Genomic DNA, 16,236 nt, shown 5'->3' with positions numbered 1-16,236 from the left:
TGAATAAGGACTTGGGGATTTGGGGATTTGGGGATCTAGGGAAAAGCTTATTACTTCGTTGTTTAACTTGGGAAATTTAATCAAAAAAATCATATTTTGACTTATATCGAAGAATATCTTAGATATAAAGAATTTTTATGCCTATCATTGCTGAATTCATCGTTTTTCGGGATCTCCCTAACACCTAACACCCAACACCTAAAACCTTTTACTCGCAATTAACTTAATTAACCGTTGATTAAAGCCTCGACAAACTCATAACTAGAAAAAGGACGTAAATCTTCAATCCCTTCCCCTGCACCAACAAAACGGATTGGGAGATCCAATTGTTGTGCCACAGCCAGAGCAACACCACCCTTGGCAGTACCATCTAGTTTGGTCAAGACAACTCCGCTTAGTTGAGCCGCTTCACTAAAGACTTGAGCTTGACGAAGCCCGTTCTGCCCCAGAGTTGCATCCAACACAAGCAAAGATTCGATAGTAGCATTGGGGGCTTTTTTATCGATAATCCGTCGTATCTTAGCAAGTTCCGCCATTAAATTCTTCTTGTTCTGTAACCTACCTGCGGTATCAACCAAAAGCAATTCCGTATTGCGAGAATTGGCAGCGGCGATCGCATCAAACACTACCGCAGCAGGATCAGTATTTTGACCAGGATTGGCAATCACTGGGGTATCAGTTCTAGCTCCCCAAACTTTTACCTGTTCGACAGCAGCAGCACGGAAGGTATCGGCAGCAGCAATCAGGCAACTATAACCCGATTGTTTGCCCAAATTAGCAAGTTTCCCAATAGTGGTAGTTTTGCCTGCACCATTGACTCCGGTGAGCAACCAAATATTGAGAGTGTCTTTTTCGGGGACAAAGTCCTGATTATCTTGGCCTTTGAGAGGTTTATCCAAAATTGTTTGCAAAATCGATTTGAGATAGGCGATCGCCTGTTCGGGGGGCAAAGCTTCTTCTCTAAGTTTTTCTTGCAAGGTTTCAATAATAAAATCCGTAGCTTCAATGCCCACATCTGCTTGTAATAACAGAGCCTCGATTTCCATGACCGCATCTTTGTTGAGAGGCCCCTGTCCGACGACAGATTTGAGTTGAACAACCAGACTACGACGGGTTTTGCCCAGTCCTTGGCGAAGTTTTGTTAGCCAATTAATCTCTTCTTGGGAGATATCCTCAGGAGTTCTACCCTGTTGAGCAAGCACTTTTGCCGACCAGACAAAATCTTCATCTAGTTCTGGTTCGGTGACTTCCGGCTCTTCTACCGTAGGCGCGATCGCAGTTTCCTTGAGCTTTTCTAATCCCTCGGATTTTTGCATCCAAACAGGAATATTTTGTGGCGGTTCCGCTTCTGCTGGGGCTTCTACCGGGGCTTCGACCGCTTCTTCTGGTGCTTCTGCAACTACAACTGCTGGGGTCTCTTGGATCTCTGGTTTCTCTTCTATTACTTCTGGAGCCTCGGCTGCTACTTCCTCTGGGGCTTCTTCAACAGTTTCTTCGATTATTTCCGTGGGCTCGGCTTCAGCAACTTCTACTATCGCTTCGGGCACCGCTGTCTCTTCTGCTGTCTCTTCAGTTGTTTCTTCGGCAACTGGGATAGTTTCGGCTATTTCTTCTGTAGCTGATGATTCTAATTCTTCTGTAGGTTCAGGTTCTACAGCTTCTGTGGTTTCTGCTATAGTTTCTGTTGCTTCGGGGACAGTTTCTGTAGTGGTCTCTTGTTCTTCTTTTCTCTGTTGAATATTTTGATAAGCAGTTTTAGCCCAAGCAAGATAATCTTCTTGGGTTTGCGTCTGAGAGGTTTCTTCTGCTTCTACGGTTGGGGTTTCAGGAGTTTCTGGGGTTGTTTTTGTTTCTGGTAAATTTTCTGATGATTCTTTTTTATTATGACGACGACGAAACCAATTAAACATGGAGCTTCAATACAATAGATTTATATAATAATCCTACTTGAGTTGAGGGAATTATAAAAGTTTTCAGGCGATAAGCAATAAACAATAGTATTAATAAAAACAAGATGATTAATCTGCTAAAAAAAGTATAATTTTCCTGTCTTTGGAATAAATTAAAGATTATGCGTTTAATAGCTCCACTTGGTCAAAAAAACAGTTATTGCAAGCAAAAAGCTCATAGAAGATCGGTATTGGGTTCTGTGATTAGTGCGATCACTGTTATCGGAATTTCCTCCGTGATTTTTTTATACGAGAATCAAAGCAACGCTAGGAAGGGAAATATTGCTCAAGCTGAAGTTGGTCAACATCAAATATCTATAGCTGACAATATTCAAGTTTCCAAAAACCAATCAGCTCAGCCCAAGAATCTTATTCCTAACTCAGAGGAGAGATCTTTGCTTTCACTTAAAGAATTCGATCTTTCTCAATCTAACTTGAGTGGTGTTAACCTCAGTGGGGTTGACTTGAGTGGGGCCAATCTGAGTGGAGCCGACCTGAGTGGAGCCGATCTGAGTGAAGCTGATCTGAGTCGAGTTAATCTGAGTCGAGTTAACCTCAATGGGGCCAATTTAAATGATGCCGATCTAAATGATGCTGATCTAAGAGAAGCACAGCTGATTAGAGCTAACCTAAGTGAAGTAGATCTTAGTGGAGCTGATCTAAGAGCTGCTAACCTGAAAGGCGTAAATCTGCGGGGAGCTGACCTGAATAAGGCTGACCTGAGCCGAGCCAATCTTAGTGAAGCTTATCTTTATCTCGCCAACCTAAATGAAGCTAACTTGAGCCGAGCAGACTTGAGCGAAGCTAATTTGCATGAGGCCAATCTGAGCCGAGTAGATCTTAGGGGGGCTATTTTTTGCGAAACCATTATGGATGATGGTCATAAGGAAAGTAGTTCTTGCCAATCTAAGGGTTCCAAATAATTAATTTGCGCGAAACAAGATGAACCTGAACAAACCTGAGTTCGATGAGTGTAAAATTTATTAGTTCTGAATAAGGATTTGGGGATTTGGGGATTTGGGGAAAAGCCTATTATTTCGTTGTGCAACTTGAGAAATTTAATCAAAAAAAAATCGTCGAACTGAAGTTAAAAAAGGGTGTCAAACTGGTTGCAGAAACCGAAGGCACAGGAAAGGATGTGCAACGCCAACGATGTTATGTGGTGGCGATTCGGCTGACTCTGAATAGAGGTGAGGTAATAAAAGTCCCCAATAAATGTTTATCTCATTCAGTAGATCAAAATTTACAGGTTGAGGATGATGGTTTTTTTGAGCATCGAGTGCGAATTGACCGCGAAAATTTAATTCCTGGGATTTTCTATGCTGTTCAGGGGATGAGAGTAGGAGGTTATAGAAAAGTCGTCATTAGTCCTCATCTTGGTTATGGAGAACGGGGCATCCCTGGAGTGATTCCCCAAAATGCTAAATTGATAGTTGAGATAAAAATCTTACGAGAAGCAGACTAGTGCCGCTGCGCGGAAGTCAAAAGTCAAAAGCGGTGCGACCCTGACGAAGTTCCCTCTTCTAAGGAACGCGCACCAAGAGAAGTCAAAAGTTTTTCCTCATAACCTTCACCCCATGAAAATTCTTTTTCTTGCTGCGAATCCTCAGTCAACAGAGCGTCTGAATTTAGAGAAAGAAGCTAGAGAAATTGAAGAAGCTTTACAAATATCTAAGCTATCCCAAGAATTTGAGCTAATCCAAAAATGGGAAGTTCGCCCCAGAGATTTTCGGAGAGCTCTACTCAAGTTCAATCCTAATATCGTGCATTTTTCTGGTCATGGCAAGGGCAAAGCGGGATTAGTGATTTCTGATGCTGCTGGCAAGGAAAAAGCAGTCACAGGTGAAGCTTTAGCCGGATTATTTGCCAATTTCCCTTCAATCAAATGTGTGTTGCTCAATGCTTGTTATGCCGAGTTTCAAGCTAAGGCTATTGTCAAACATGTGGATTATGTCATTGGCATGAGAGATACGGTTTTTGATCAAGCTGCGATCGCATTTTCTATTGGGTTTTATGACAGTCTGGGCTACGGCAAAAATATTGAAGAAGCTTTTAAACTAGGAAGCAATGCGATTCTTTGGGAATATGCTAATTATTCTGGCAAAACCCGGCAAATGATCCCTGTTGATTTGGTTCAAGCGGAATCTCTAGAAAGTTTACCCGAACATCTCAAGCCAATTTTGCTCAAAAAAGCAGCAATGAGCACTCAACAAACGGTAACTCAGCCCATAAAAAATAATCCTGTCGCTGTTAACCACAATCCGCAGCAAAAATATCGAGAAAGAATCCAGCAGTATTTAGCAGATCGCAAACTAACCCCTATTGAGAAGTTTCAACTTGCTACTTTGGCCAAGGAGTTGGGAATCTCAGAATCAGTCGCGAATGAGATTTTGCAGGCAGAGTTAGGGCAAATTGAACAGGCAAAAACCAATTATCAAAATGTTTTGAGACAAACTATTGAACAGGGTTATTATCCTTTTAATCGGCAAATTGAGCAGCAATTGAAGGACTTACAAGCAAGTTTGAATTTGTTCGACTCAGAAGTAGCAGAAATTTCTAGGGCTATTTTGGAGGAGGCAGAAATAGAGCACAAAAAGACATTTTTTACTTTCGAGGTGGTTACGGTTAATGCTCAAGGCCAAGAAATTCAACGGAAAACCAAAAGGACAGAATATTACGTTGAGGAGTTGAGCAATAGCGTCACTCTAGAAATGGTTGTTATTCCTAGTGGTAGTTTCTGGATGGGAACAAGAAATGAAGAAATAGAATGGCTTTGTAAAACCTATGATTCGGATTGGTATAAAAATGAAGCACCACAGCATCAAGTAAATGTAGCTAGTTTTTTGATGGGACGTTATCCGGTCACTCAAGCGCAATGGCGAGAGGTTGCAGGTTGGGAACAGGTAGCAAGAGAACTAAATCCTGATCCATCTAAGTTTAAAGAAGATTATGAAGGAATAGAGAGATGGACTAGACCAGTAGAACAGGTTTCTTGGTATGATGCTCAAGAATTTTGCGCTCGCTTGAGCAAGAGAACAAATCAACAATACCGCCTACCCACAGAAGCAGAATGGGAATATGCAGCGCGTGCTGGCACAAAGACCCCATTTCACTTTGGAGAAACGATCAGCACCGATTTGGCCAACTACAGAGGAACTGATTGGGAAATTAACGGCAAAGTTTATCCAGGAAATTATGACCAAGGTTCCAAAGGAATTTTCCGCGAACAAACAACCCCTATCGGATATTTTAAAGTTGCTAACGGTTTTGGTCTGAGCGACATACATGGGAATGTTTGGGAATGGTGTGAGGACGATTGGCATAGTAATTATAAGAATTCCCCCACTGATGAAAGTGCTTGGTTATCAAGCAAAAGTAACACGAAAGTAGTGCGTAGTGGTTCCTGGCTCGACGTTCCTGTTAATTGCCGCTCAGCTGCCCGCGTCAACTATAATCCCGAGCTCGACTACGACGATATCGGGTTTCGAGTTGTATGTATGGTGCCGAGGACTCCCTAGCCCTTTGCCCTTTTGCCTTCTTGCACTTTGTCTTCGACACAAAATCACGCATACTATATTAAGTGCTCTTTAAATTAGGTCAATATTATCCCCGTAGGGGCGAACGGCCGTTCGCCCCTACCACACGATCTCGTCCGGTGTTTTGTCCTGTACTATCCTGGACAAATCTAGGGTTTGATTATTAGGAAATTCCCTGCCCTCTGCCATCTGCCTTCTGCCTTCAAAAAACCCTCTGCCTTCAAAAAAAAATAGACAACGGACAATCAACTCATCCATCACCTATTAATCTTAGTGCTGTAATCGGCCAGAAAACTAACGATATTCGTTAACTGAAAATTCCGACCTTTTACTACTTTTTTCGTACTCCTTAAATTCTCAATTCTATGCTTGTTGAGCTTCTTTCGGAGGTAACTTAATGTTTTTTGCTAAACCAAAAGTCTCTAGAGTTTTAATAATCATCCAAGTAATATCAATCTCCCACCAGGCCAAACCATGGCGAGCAGAATATTGATAGGCATGGTGATTGTTGTGCCAACCTTCACCGAAAGTTAGAGCAGCCACCCACCAACAATTACGAGAACTATCATTAGACTCATGACTTTGATAACCAAACTTATGGGTTGCACTGTTGACCAACCAAGTACAGTGGAAAACAACTACCAAGCGAACAAAAATTCCCCAAATCACAAAAGACCAACCTCCCGAAAAGAACAGGATTAAGCCCAATACAACTTGAATCGGAACCATGAATTTTTGACAAAACTGATAAAAAGAGTCGTTCTCAATGTCTTTTATATAACGTTTAGCTTCTTCATCGGCAGGATTTTCAAATAACATCCATCCCATATGACTCCACCAAAAACCACGATTGGAATCATGAGGATCAGGTTGGGTATCAGAAAATTTATGATGAACACGGTGCAGTCCAATCCATTCGAAAGGACCACCTTGACAAGCAAGGGTACCTAAAAATATAAAAAAGTATTCTACAAATTTGGGGGCTTCAAAACTACGATGAGTAGCTAGACGATGAAATCCTACAGTAATCCCCCACTCGGTAATGCAATAAAGGGCAAAAGCAACCCCGACTGCTCCCCAACTAAAGTTGCTTGGGAAAAATGCCAGCAATGCGATCAAGTGGATCGATGCCATGTATAATACTATTCCCCAAGCTATGGGTCGTCTTTCTGATGTAGCAATTGTCATTTAATAACCTGAAATCTCAACATTGTATGAATTATTGTTTTGCCAGACTATAGTATAGGCAAAAACTGGGAGTAGCAAAAAGCAAAAAATAAGGCTATATATTGGTTGTTACCTTTTACTTGTTGCCGAATAACCGAAATTTTTGCAGTAGCAATTTATTCATAGAATCAACTACCGATAGAGATTCCAGTTTCGTTATAGAATCTGGAAACAGTTTTCGATGTTAATTTAACCTAAAAATAAATATTTTCTCTGCATGAAAAATAGTCACATTCTGCTGGAAAAAGCAGAAAAAGCACTGTTACCGATTTTTTCTGGTATTGACACTCAGGTCAAGAGCAATTTGAAAAAAGTGTTAACGGCTTATCGCGATCGCAAGGTAGGAGTTCAACATTTTGCCAGTGTTAGTGGCTACGGACACGACGATCTGGGTCGAGAAACCTTAGACCATGTATTCGCTGATGTCATGGGAGCAGAAGCTGCAATTGTCAGAGTGCAATTTGTCTCTGGAACTCACGCGATCGCTTGTGCTCTATTTGGAATACTTCGTCCTGGGGATGAGATGCTAGCAGTTGCTGGGGCACCTTACGACACCCTAGAGGAAGTTATCGGTATTCGCGGGAACTCTCAAGGCTCCCTTGCTGAGTTTAACATCCAATACCGTCAATTAGACTTAACGATCGCAGGAAAAATAGATTGGAATGCACTGAAAACGTCGATTTCTCCACAAACTCGTCTAGTACTTATTCAACGTTCCTGTGGTTATTCTTGGCGTCAAAGTCTCTCTGTAGAAGAGATTCAAAAAATAGTCACTATTGTCAAGGAGCAAAATCCGCACACAGTTTGCTTTGTAGACAATTGCTATGGGGAATTCACAGATGCTCTAGAGCCCACAGCCATCGGTGCCGATTTGATGGCAGGTTCTCTGATTAAAAATCCTGGAGGAACCATTGTCACGGCAGGAGGATATATTGCCGGCAAAGCTGATTTGGTAGAAGCCGCAGCTTGCAGATTGACAGCACCAGGCATTGGTAGCAGTGGGGGAGCAACTTTAGAGCAAAATCGTTTAATGTTCCAGGGTTTATTTCTAGCTCCGCAAATGGTCGGTGAAGCCATCAAAGGAACGCATCTAATTTCCCATGTCTTTGATCAGTTGGGCTATCAGGTCAATCCGCTGCCCTTAGAGAAACGTCAAGATATTATCCAGGGCATCAAACTCGGTAGCCCCGAAAAACTGATTGCCTTCTGTAAAGCGATCCAACAACATTCACCCGTAGATTCCTACGTTGAACCCGTTCCTGGAGAAATGCCAGGTTACCAGAGCAAACTAGTAATGGCTGGGGGAACATTTGTTGATGGCAGCACCTCCGAATTTTCCGCCGATGGCCCGTTGCGAGAACCCTATATAGTATTTTGCCAGGGGGGAACTCATTGGACTCATGTCGCGATCGCACTTGAGGCAGCGATTGAAGCTATTAATTAATATTATGTTAATATCGCGCAAAGACGCTAAGGCGCCAAGGAGAGATTTGTGAGAGAAAATGAAATTGCGCCTCTTGCCAAAAACCTTTAACTTAAAAACACTTGGCGTTTTTTTCTTTGCGTCTCTGCGCCTTTGCGCGAGTCATATCAACTATTGCTTGAGGAACTCAGCTACATCATAAGCAGCGATTGAGGCTATTAATTTATAATATTATGTTAATATCGCGCAAAGACGCTAAGGCGCCAAGGAGAGATTTGTGAGAGAGAATGAAATTGCTAGGGAGATTGTTGATGCTGCCTATAAGATTCATACTAAATTGGGTGCTGGTTTGTTAGAGTCTGTTTATGAGGCTGCTATGGCTTATGAGTTGAAAAAGCGAGGGTTCAACTTTGACAGACAAAAGACCATTCCTGTAGTTTATGAAGGGATACATCTAGGAGAGGGTTTTCGAGCAGATTTTATTGTAGAAAATTTGGTTATTATCGAGTTAAAATCCGTGGAAACTGTTGCTCCTGTTCATAAAAAACAACTGCTTACCTATCTTCGTCTTACGAACAAACATCTAGGACTACTGATTAACTTCAATACAGACCTGATTAGAAATGGGATAACTCGTCTAGTAAACAAACTGTAACCCAAAATACTTAGCGTTTTTTCTTTGCGCCTTTGCGCCTTTGCGCGAGATTTACACAATACAGACCTGATTAGAAATGGAATAACTCGTCTAGTAGACAAACTGTAACCCAAAATACTTAGCGTTTTTTCTTTGCGCCTTTGCGCCTTTGCGCGAGTTATAACAAATACAGACCTGATTAGAAATGAGAGAACTCGTCTAGTAAACAAACTGTAACCCAAAATACTTAGCGTTTTTTTTCTTTGCGCCTTTGCGCCTTTGCGCGAGATTTACACAATCCTAAATGTTAATTGTTCTTTATTAATTACGCGCTGAAAGTTACTTTGCTTGTACCCTATAATCTGTATAACCTGTAACCATTATTAAGCTATGCCTCTCACTCTTTCTAACTCACAACAAGAACTGTTTGACCGTAGCTTACAGAATATTGAGAAGGTTGAAAGTTTGTTTGTGGAGGCCCAGAGCTTATTTCCTGATTTTGAACCTGATATCGTAGGAATCAAGCAACAACTCAAGAGTCCTTTCTCAATTTTTATCTGCGGCGAATTCAATGCCGGAAAATCTAGTTTACTCAATCATTTAGGCGAAAGCGCGATCGCCCCTGTCGGAATTTTGCCCACCACCAAGGCGATCGAATCCTATAATCCAGAAGGGCTAGGTGGCTTAGTCTTCATCGATAGTCCTGGCACCAACTCCATTATCGATCAACATCAGGAATTGACCGAAAACTATCTTAAACAAGCAGATATTATCTTATTTCTGACTTCTATCGAACGACCCTTAAGTAAATCAGAACAAGATTTTTTGACGATCGTGGATAATACCTGGGCGCGCAAGGTTATTGTGGCTGTTAATAAAATTGATTTAGCCACGCCCGAAGAAATCGACCAAGTAACAAACTATATTGCCGAAGGATTGAGCAATATTTTTACCGAAGCTCCGCCCATATTTCCCATTTCCTCCCATTCTGGGGCTGGGATGGAAGAGTTCAAAGGTTTTTTGGTTTCGTTCCTGGCAGAAAAAGAAAGAATGAAATTAAAACTTCAAGGGCCGCAAAACTCTTTGTTGGTTTATCTAGAGCAATTAGTTAGTAAAAATCAAGTTGTCCAGGAAAAACTACAGGCAGAAAAAGCGATTTTTGATCGTAGTGTTCGCAGAATCACCGAAAGGTTGGAAGAATATAAGATGCTGTTTGGGATCTTTCAAGGCAATATCGAAGATCTTTTTCGGAATCTAACCTATGCAGTTTATAAAATTATCGATAATAAACTTAATTTTGTTTCTGTCGCCAGAAAAAGAATCACCAATGAGGATGACGGCTTAGAAGAAAAACTGACCACAGCGATTAAAGAAGTTCAGTTGGATAAAAATCTCCAGGATATTTTTAAAGAAGCAACTACTACTTTTGTTCAATATCGCGATCGCATTATTCGCGAAACCACAGAAGACATTGCCACTGCGATCGAAATTAATCAAGCTCAACTCACTATTCCCATACTAGAAAGCGAAGCAGTTGATGTGAAGGCCATGTCAGAGAATATTAAAACCGCAGCAGATACGGGCTTAAATAATTGTGGAAAATTGGGAATGTTCGCCGTAGTTTCAGGCTTTAGTGGTCAGATTCTTTTTACCGCAGCGTCTTTAGATGCCTCTGCTTTTGCCCTTTCCGTGGTTTTTGGGGTGCTTAGCTTTAATGCTTTACCCAGACAAAATCAAAAAGTGAAAGAGCAATTATCAGCAACTTTTCTCGAATTAAAACAAAATTATACTGACACTCTGTGGCAAGCTTTAGCTAATGAACTAAATGAATCTCTGGCCAAAGTGATGGCAGTCATTCAACCCCAACAAGAAGAGTTGGAAACTAAAATTCAACTGGCTGCTTCCATCGAAGAAAATATTGAGAGTAACAAATTAGAAATCAATAAAATTCTCAATGAACTAGAACAATTATCTGAAAAATAAACGGTAATTAGCAACCAAGAATAAAGTTAAACCAATATTTATTTCTTCATTCCTCATCCCTCATCCCTCATGCCTCATCCTTCATCCCTCATCCTTTATTCTTCATTGTGCCTGACAAACTTAAAAAATATACGACAACAGGAATTATATTAAAAGGTTCGACTTTAAAGGAAAGCGATCGCCTTGTAAAAATTTTGACCCCGGAATATGGCTTAATCTCTGCCACTGCGCCAGGAGCCAAAAAATATAAATCTCGCCTGCGGGGCAGAACAGAACTATTTGTCGTGAACAAGTTGTTAATGATTAAAGGGCGCTCTCTCGACAAAATCATTCAGGCTGAGACTATTTATACTTACCCTGGACTAAGCAAAGATTTGGGAAAATTAGCAGCAGCTCAATACTTAGCCGAATTAGCTCTCTATTTAGCGGTAGATGAGCAGCCTCAACAGGCATTGTACGAATTGCTCAACGAACATCTTCGTCGGATAGAACAGTTAAAATTACAGGAAAATGTTTATCCCTATTTAGCTCAAGCCGTATTTCATATTTTGGCGATCGCGGGAATTGCCCCACAAGTTCACGCCTGTTGTATAACGCAGCAATCATTGGAAATAGAGCATCTTAATGCTAATTGGCGCGGAGGACTAAGTTTTGAACGAGGCGGCGTTGTTGATTTGTCACAGAAGACTAATCAAGCCCCAGAAACTAATCCTCAAGAGGAGAATAACAACTATGAATCCTCATTTATGGTCAACTACAAGATTAATGCTGTGGAATTAGGTATCATGCAGTCTCTTAGCGCAGAATCTCTGCCGCTAATTTCTGAGCTTATTCCGCCTCAATTAGTGAAGCTTTCTGTCGATTCTGCTTGGGTCAAAATTGAGCAAATTTTACGGCAATATATCCAACATCACCTAGGAAAATCCATTCGTTCTGCCGATTTAGTGGACAATTTATACTTAGTGGAATTTTAATAGAACTTCGTTCTTGAGAACAAGCCGTAACCCATCATGGAAAAAGGCAATCTCAACCCATCTTCATGGGATAATACCCAAGGGGCATAATGAAGGCAGAAAGTTTTTCTTTGTTTCTTCGATCTGGCTTCTTCATTACTTTAAAGAAAATTGATATATAAAAGTTTTAAAACGTAATCTCTTTAAATTACGCAAATTATAGAAACATGTCTTTGTCTGAAACTAGATTAGAGCGAGAAGAAAACAATCCTACTACTAAGTCCGAAACCACTGAGAATTCTGACCTTGACACTACTACTTCTCTAAAGGATTCGGAACAACCTCCCGATGAAGAGCCGATTAGTCAAGGATTCTTACCTGTATTACAAAATACTCAGTTCCTGATTTTATGGGGAGGTCAAATATTTTCTCAGTTGGCAGATAAAATCTATCTGGTGTTAACTATTGCCATTGTGGCTAGTAGTTTTCAAATTGCTGGTCAGCCGATTAGTCTTTGGGTATCACCTATCACCATTGCTTTCACGATTCCCGCGATATTATTCGGTTCTTTAGCAGGAGTTTATGTTGATCGCTGGTCAAAAAAATCTATTTTAGTTTTTTCCAATTTATTTCGCGGCGCCTTTGTTCTGATATTGCCTGTTTTATTATGGTTTGCTCAAGGAAAAGTTCTCACCCATAATATCTCACTCGGATTCTTACTTTTACTGACTGTAACTCTGTTTGTTTCTACCTTGACGCAATTTTTTGCTCCCGCAGAACAAGCGGCAATTCCGTTGCTCGTTCCGAAACAAGATTTACTCGCAGCCAATTCTATCTATACAACCACCATCATGGCATTACTCATTGTGGGCTTTGCTGTCGGTGAACCATTATTAGAGTTAGCAGATCATCTTGTGGGAAGCTGGGGATTTGCCGATGATATTGGCAAAGAAATCCTTGTGGGTGGGGCTTATGCGATCGCAGGAATAATTTTAATTGGACTAAAAATAGAGCAAGATCAAGGAGATCCCAATTCCGAAAATGCCCATCCTCTACAAGACATTGGCGAAGGGATTCAATATTTAAAGACGAATCTTAAGGTTCGCAATGCTCTAATTCAGTTAATTATTCTTTTTTCTATCTTTGCAGCTTTGGTGGTTTTAGCTGTGAGCTTAGCCGATAAAATCCCCGAAATCGAAGCCGATGAATTTGGCATTCTCTTAGCTGCTACAGGATTGGGCATGGCTGTTAGTGCTGCTATTATTGGCAATTTGGGACAACGATTTTCCAATGCCCAGCTCAGCTTTTGGGGCTCTCTTGGCATAGCTGCTTCTCTGGCAGGTTTATCCTATGCAACAGGCAGTTTTTGGCTAGCCTTCATTATGAGTTCTTTCATGGGGGCTTTTGCTTCTTTGATTGGAGTACCCATGCAAACTACTATCCAGTCGGAAACTCCCCCTGATATGCGAGGCAAAGTCTTTGGTTTACAAAATAATGCGGTGAATATTGCCCTATCTTTACCGTTGGTCTTAGCAGCTGAGGCCGAAGCTTATTTTGGCTTGGAATCAGTAATTCTGGGATTGGCCGCGATCGCGCTATTAGGCGGTGTCATAACTCGATATCTTGCTCGCTAAAAGAATTTTAAACTAGTCCTCATCCTTCATCCCTTATTCCTCATCCTTAAAAAATATGTTACTTTTTATAAAGTATTGTAACTAAAATTAGGAAATTGTTTTGTTATGGCTTTTGAAATACCCGAGGTCGTGAAAGTTTGGTCACAATTTGCCCATCCTCTATTCATGTGGGTATTATTTGGCTTATTTATTTATGCTTTGTATCTAGGAATTCAGAGTCGTCGTACTCGCACCACCACCGATAAAGAAGTCCGGAAAACCTTAGTGAAGAAGAAATTTGGCTTTAAACATCACGAAATAGGCTCAGTTATCTTAGCCTTGATGATCATTGGTACTGTTGCGGGGATGGCAGTGACTTACATTAATAATGGCAAGTTATTTGTGACAGCACATTTGGTGGTTGGCTTAGCCATGATGAGCGCGATCGCGATCGCTACAGCACTAGTACCCTATATGCAAAAAGGCAATAATTTAGCTCGCGTGACGCATATTAGCATTAATGTTGTTTTATTAGGACTTTTCGGCTGGGAAGCAGTAACGGGAATGGACATTCTATTTTCAATTATCGACAAAATGTAAGAAAAACGGAGTATTAGCTCATAAACTGATGGATAGTAAAGCATTAGCCAAATATATTGAAGCTACCAATGGCATATCCAAACCTTGGCTGTTACTACAGCTAAGACTAAAAAAATTAGAGGAAGAAAAAAATTGTCTTCCTAGCCATGAATATCTGGCCAAAGTACAAGAAATTCATGAAGATTTAATGAAGTTAGGGGAATGGTGGAAAGGGATAGAAGAAGAATCATTTGGGAAATAAACTTTGCTTTCAAGGTTATGCACTCTGCTGAAAACTGGCAATAAATTAGGTATTACGCATTAGATATTGGGTGTTAAGTATCTAAGCAAAATTGATTATATATTAAAGATTCTGAAGTATTTATCGGGCTCGCTTCTGTATATTCCCTGAGGTTATTAGATTATTTTGCAGTTTTTCAATGTCAAGAACTATAAGTTATAACTGTGTCGTTGAATGGTCTTTAATTTTCATTAAAACTATCTGCATTTAATCTCTTTAACATAACTTGAATTTTAACAATGGAACCCAACGATACTATTCTGCTAGCAGAATTACTTGAGCTTAATGCCTTATCGCCCGTAACAATTTCTGGTGAGATTGGTGATAATCCAAATGTTGAACCCAACGACGAAGTAGATTTATACGAGATTAACCTAATTGCTGGAGACATTCTATCCGCTGATATTGATGCCCGCACAATTGGTTCTACCCTTAATTCTGTCTTAAGGATATTTGACTCTGATGGCAATCCACGGGGTGTGAACAACAATACCGTTGTGGATGGTGTTTCTAGTCTCGACTCATTGCTAACCTTTACTCCTGTACAAGATGGGACTTTTTATATTGGAGTTAGTAGTGCTCGTAACTTTAACTACGATCCGACAGTCGCAGGCAGCGGAAACGGAAACAGTGCGGGGATATATGATCTAACGCTGACTCTAGAGCGTCAAGAGCCTGGCGACACTATCGTCTCGGCAGAGGTGGTCGACCTTAATAGTGCAACTCCTGTTGCGATTGCTGGCGAAATCGGGGATAACCCAGCGGTAGATGCCAACAATGATGTCGATCTATTTGCGGTTACACTGAATGCTGGAGATACCATATTCGCTGATATTAATGCCGCGATAGCTGGTTCTGCTCTCGACTCGGTTGTGACTATATTTAATGGGAATGGCGATGTCCTGGTGCAAAACGATAATAATTCTGGCCCAGACTTCACGGAACCTGACTCGTTTCAGCAATTTACGGCACTGATAAACGGCACCTATTATGTTGGAGTAAGTAGTTCGGCAAATTTAAACTATGACCCCAATGTTGCTGATAGTGGCGTTGGCGATAGTTCTGGCGATTATGAGCTGATACTAACTTATGAGGAAGGAACGAATGCCAACAATTTTTATAGCGAACCCAACGATAATATCTTTTTAGCCGACTCGGTTGAACTTAATCCGACAGCACCTGTCTTTATTTCTGGCGAAATTGGCGACAACGCAGCTTTGCCATTGCCAAACAATGATGTCGATTTGTTCGAAGTTACATTGGCTCACGGAGACACTTTAACGATCAACCTTGATGCCCAATCGATTGGCTCTCCTCTCAACTCAGTTTTGACTATATTTGATGCTAATGGTGCTTTGTTGCTCCAGAATGATGATAACTCCTTTGGAGATTTTTCTGAGCTTGACTCATTTTTAGAATTCACAGCACCGACTGATGGTGATTATTATATTGGAGTCAGCGGCTCGGCGAATTTGGATTATGACCCCAGTTTGACAAATAGTGGTGTGGGAGAGAGTTCTGGCTCCTATCTTTTAGAGCTGACTCTAGAAGAAAATCTTTTTACTACTCCGATTACACGTTTTCAAAATAGCGATCGCCCTGGAACCTATTTATTTGTAGGGCCAGAAGAAAGCAATGGAGTGCGCGCCAACTTCCCTAATTTTGACGAAGAAGGCGTGGCATTTACTGTCTCAACTCAATCTAGGGATGATCTAGTTCGCTTTAATCGGTTCCAAAATAGTAATGTCCCTGGGACTTATCTGTACGCAGGAGAAGAAGAAAGCATCGGGATTCGTGCCAACTTCCCCAACTTTGTTGAAGAAGGAATTGCTTTCTATACCTATAGTGGAGCCTCAGATGTCGGAGAGGATTTTTACCGTTTTCAAAATCTAGCTGTTCCCGGTACTTATATCTTTGCCGCTGGTCAAGAAAGACTGAATATTCTGGCTAATTTCCCCGATTTTGCCGAAGAAGGCATTGCTTTTAAAGTTGAAGTTTAAAGTAATTTACCAAATGAAGAAAGCAAACTTTTACCTGC

General features: G+C 40.9%; 13 protein-coding genes. 11 read left to right on the top strand and 2 right to left on the bottom strand.

What is annotated here, in order from left to right:
• Positions 1 to 227 precede the first annotated feature (227 nt).
• Complete coding sequence (gene ftsY, locus XEN7305_RS22685; RefSeq protein WP_006511871.1) at positions 228 to 1,910, bottom strand: signal recognition particle-docking protein FtsY; 1,683 nt, start codon at positions 1,908 to 1,910, stop codon at positions 228 to 230.
• 161 nt (positions 1,911 to 2,071) lie between these two features.
• Here ftsY and XEN7305_RS22680 point away from each other — a divergent pair, with 161 nt between their 5' ends.
• The 3 genes from XEN7305_RS22680 (at position 2,072) to XEN7305_RS27915 (ending at position 5,467) form a co-directional block, all read left to right on the top strand.
• Complete coding sequence (locus XEN7305_RS22680) at positions 2,072 to 2,872, top strand: pentapeptide repeat-containing protein (protein WP_006511870.1); 801 nt, start codon at positions 2,072 to 2,074, stop codon at positions 2,870 to 2,872.
• A 119-nt stretch (positions 2,873 to 2,991) separates the two neighbouring features.
• Positions 2,992 to 3,414 (top strand): FKBP-type peptidyl-prolyl cis-trans isomerase, encoded by a 423-nt coding sequence (locus XEN7305_RS29870; protein WP_238569025.1) that lies wholly within the window; start codon positions 2,992 to 2,994, stop codon positions 3,412 to 3,414.
• A gap of 112 nt (positions 3,415 to 3,526) precedes the next feature.
• Positions 3,527 to 5,467 carry an SUMF1/EgtB/PvdO family nonheme iron enzyme gene (locus tag XEN7305_RS27915; RefSeq protein ID WP_006511868.1) on the top strand — a complete coding sequence of 647 codons (1,941 nt, stop codon included), beginning with the start codon at positions 3,527 to 3,529 and terminating at the stop codon, positions 5,465 to 5,467.
• 381 nt (positions 5,468 to 5,848) lie between these two features.
• Here XEN7305_RS27915 and XEN7305_RS22660 read toward each other — a convergent pair whose 3' ends face one another.
• On the bottom strand, positions 5,849 to 6,673 hold the full coding sequence (locus XEN7305_RS22660) for an acyl-CoA desaturase (protein ID WP_006511867.1): 825 nt from the start codon (positions 6,671 to 6,673) through the stop codon (positions 5,849 to 5,851).
• A gap of 256 nt (positions 6,674 to 6,929) precedes the next feature.
• Here XEN7305_RS22660 and XEN7305_RS22655 point away from each other — a divergent pair, with 256 nt between their 5' ends.
• The 8 genes from XEN7305_RS22655 (at position 6,930) to XEN7305_RS27050 (ending at position 16,198) form a co-directional block, all read left to right on the top strand.
• Positions 6,930 to 8,156: a methionine gamma-lyase family protein gene (locus XEN7305_RS22655; protein ID WP_006511866.1), complete on the top strand. Its 1,227-nt coding sequence runs from the start codon at positions 6,930 to 6,932 to the stop codon at positions 8,154 to 8,156.
• Between the two features lie 256 nt (positions 8,157 to 8,412).
• A complete protein-coding gene (locus XEN7305_RS22650) occupies positions 8,413 to 8,790 on the top strand; it encodes a GxxExxY protein (protein ID WP_006511865.1) in 378 nt (125 codons plus the stop codon).
• A 369-nt stretch (positions 8,791 to 9,159) separates the two neighbouring features.
• Positions 9,160 to 10,752 carry a dynamin family protein gene (locus XEN7305_RS22645; protein WP_006511864.1) on the top strand — a complete coding sequence of 531 codons (1,593 nt, stop codon included), beginning with the start codon at positions 9,160 to 9,162 and terminating at the stop codon, positions 10,750 to 10,752.
• Between the two features lie 107 nt (positions 10,753 to 10,859).
• Positions 10,860 to 11,726: a DNA repair protein RecO gene (recO, locus tag XEN7305_RS22640; protein WP_006511863.1), complete on the top strand. Its 867-nt coding sequence runs from the start codon at positions 10,860 to 10,862 to the stop codon at positions 11,724 to 11,726.
• Between the two features lie 206 nt (positions 11,727 to 11,932).
• A complete protein-coding gene (locus XEN7305_RS22635; RefSeq protein ID WP_006511862.1) occupies positions 11,933 to 13,339 on the top strand; it encodes an MFS transporter in 1,407 nt (468 codons plus the stop codon).
• Positions 13,340 to 13,444: 105 nt separating this feature from the next.
• Positions 13,445 to 13,918, top strand: coding sequence for a DUF4079 domain-containing protein (locus tag XEN7305_RS22630; protein ID WP_006511861.1), 474 nt, complete (start codon positions 13,445 to 13,447; stop codon positions 13,916 to 13,918).
• Positions 13,919 to 13,946: 28 nt separating this feature from the next.
• Positions 13,947 to 14,159, top strand: coding sequence for a hypothetical protein (locus XEN7305_RS22625; protein ID WP_006511860.1), 213 nt, complete (start codon positions 13,947 to 13,949; stop codon positions 14,157 to 14,159).
• A 278-nt stretch (positions 14,160 to 14,437) separates the two neighbouring features.
• A complete protein-coding gene (locus XEN7305_RS27050) occupies positions 14,438 to 16,198 on the top strand; it encodes a DVUA0089 family protein (RefSeq protein WP_006511859.1) in 1,761 nt (586 codons plus the stop codon).
• Positions 16,199 to 16,236: the final 38 nt, after the last annotated feature.

The organism is Xenococcus sp. PCC 7305, from assembly GCF_000332055.1.
Lineage (GTDB): Bacteria > Cyanobacteriota > Cyanobacteriia > Cyanobacteriales > Xenococcaceae > Xenococcus.
The sequence above is the reverse complement of the archived record's forward strand: the minus strand, read 5'-3'. Positions and strand labels throughout refer to the sequence as shown.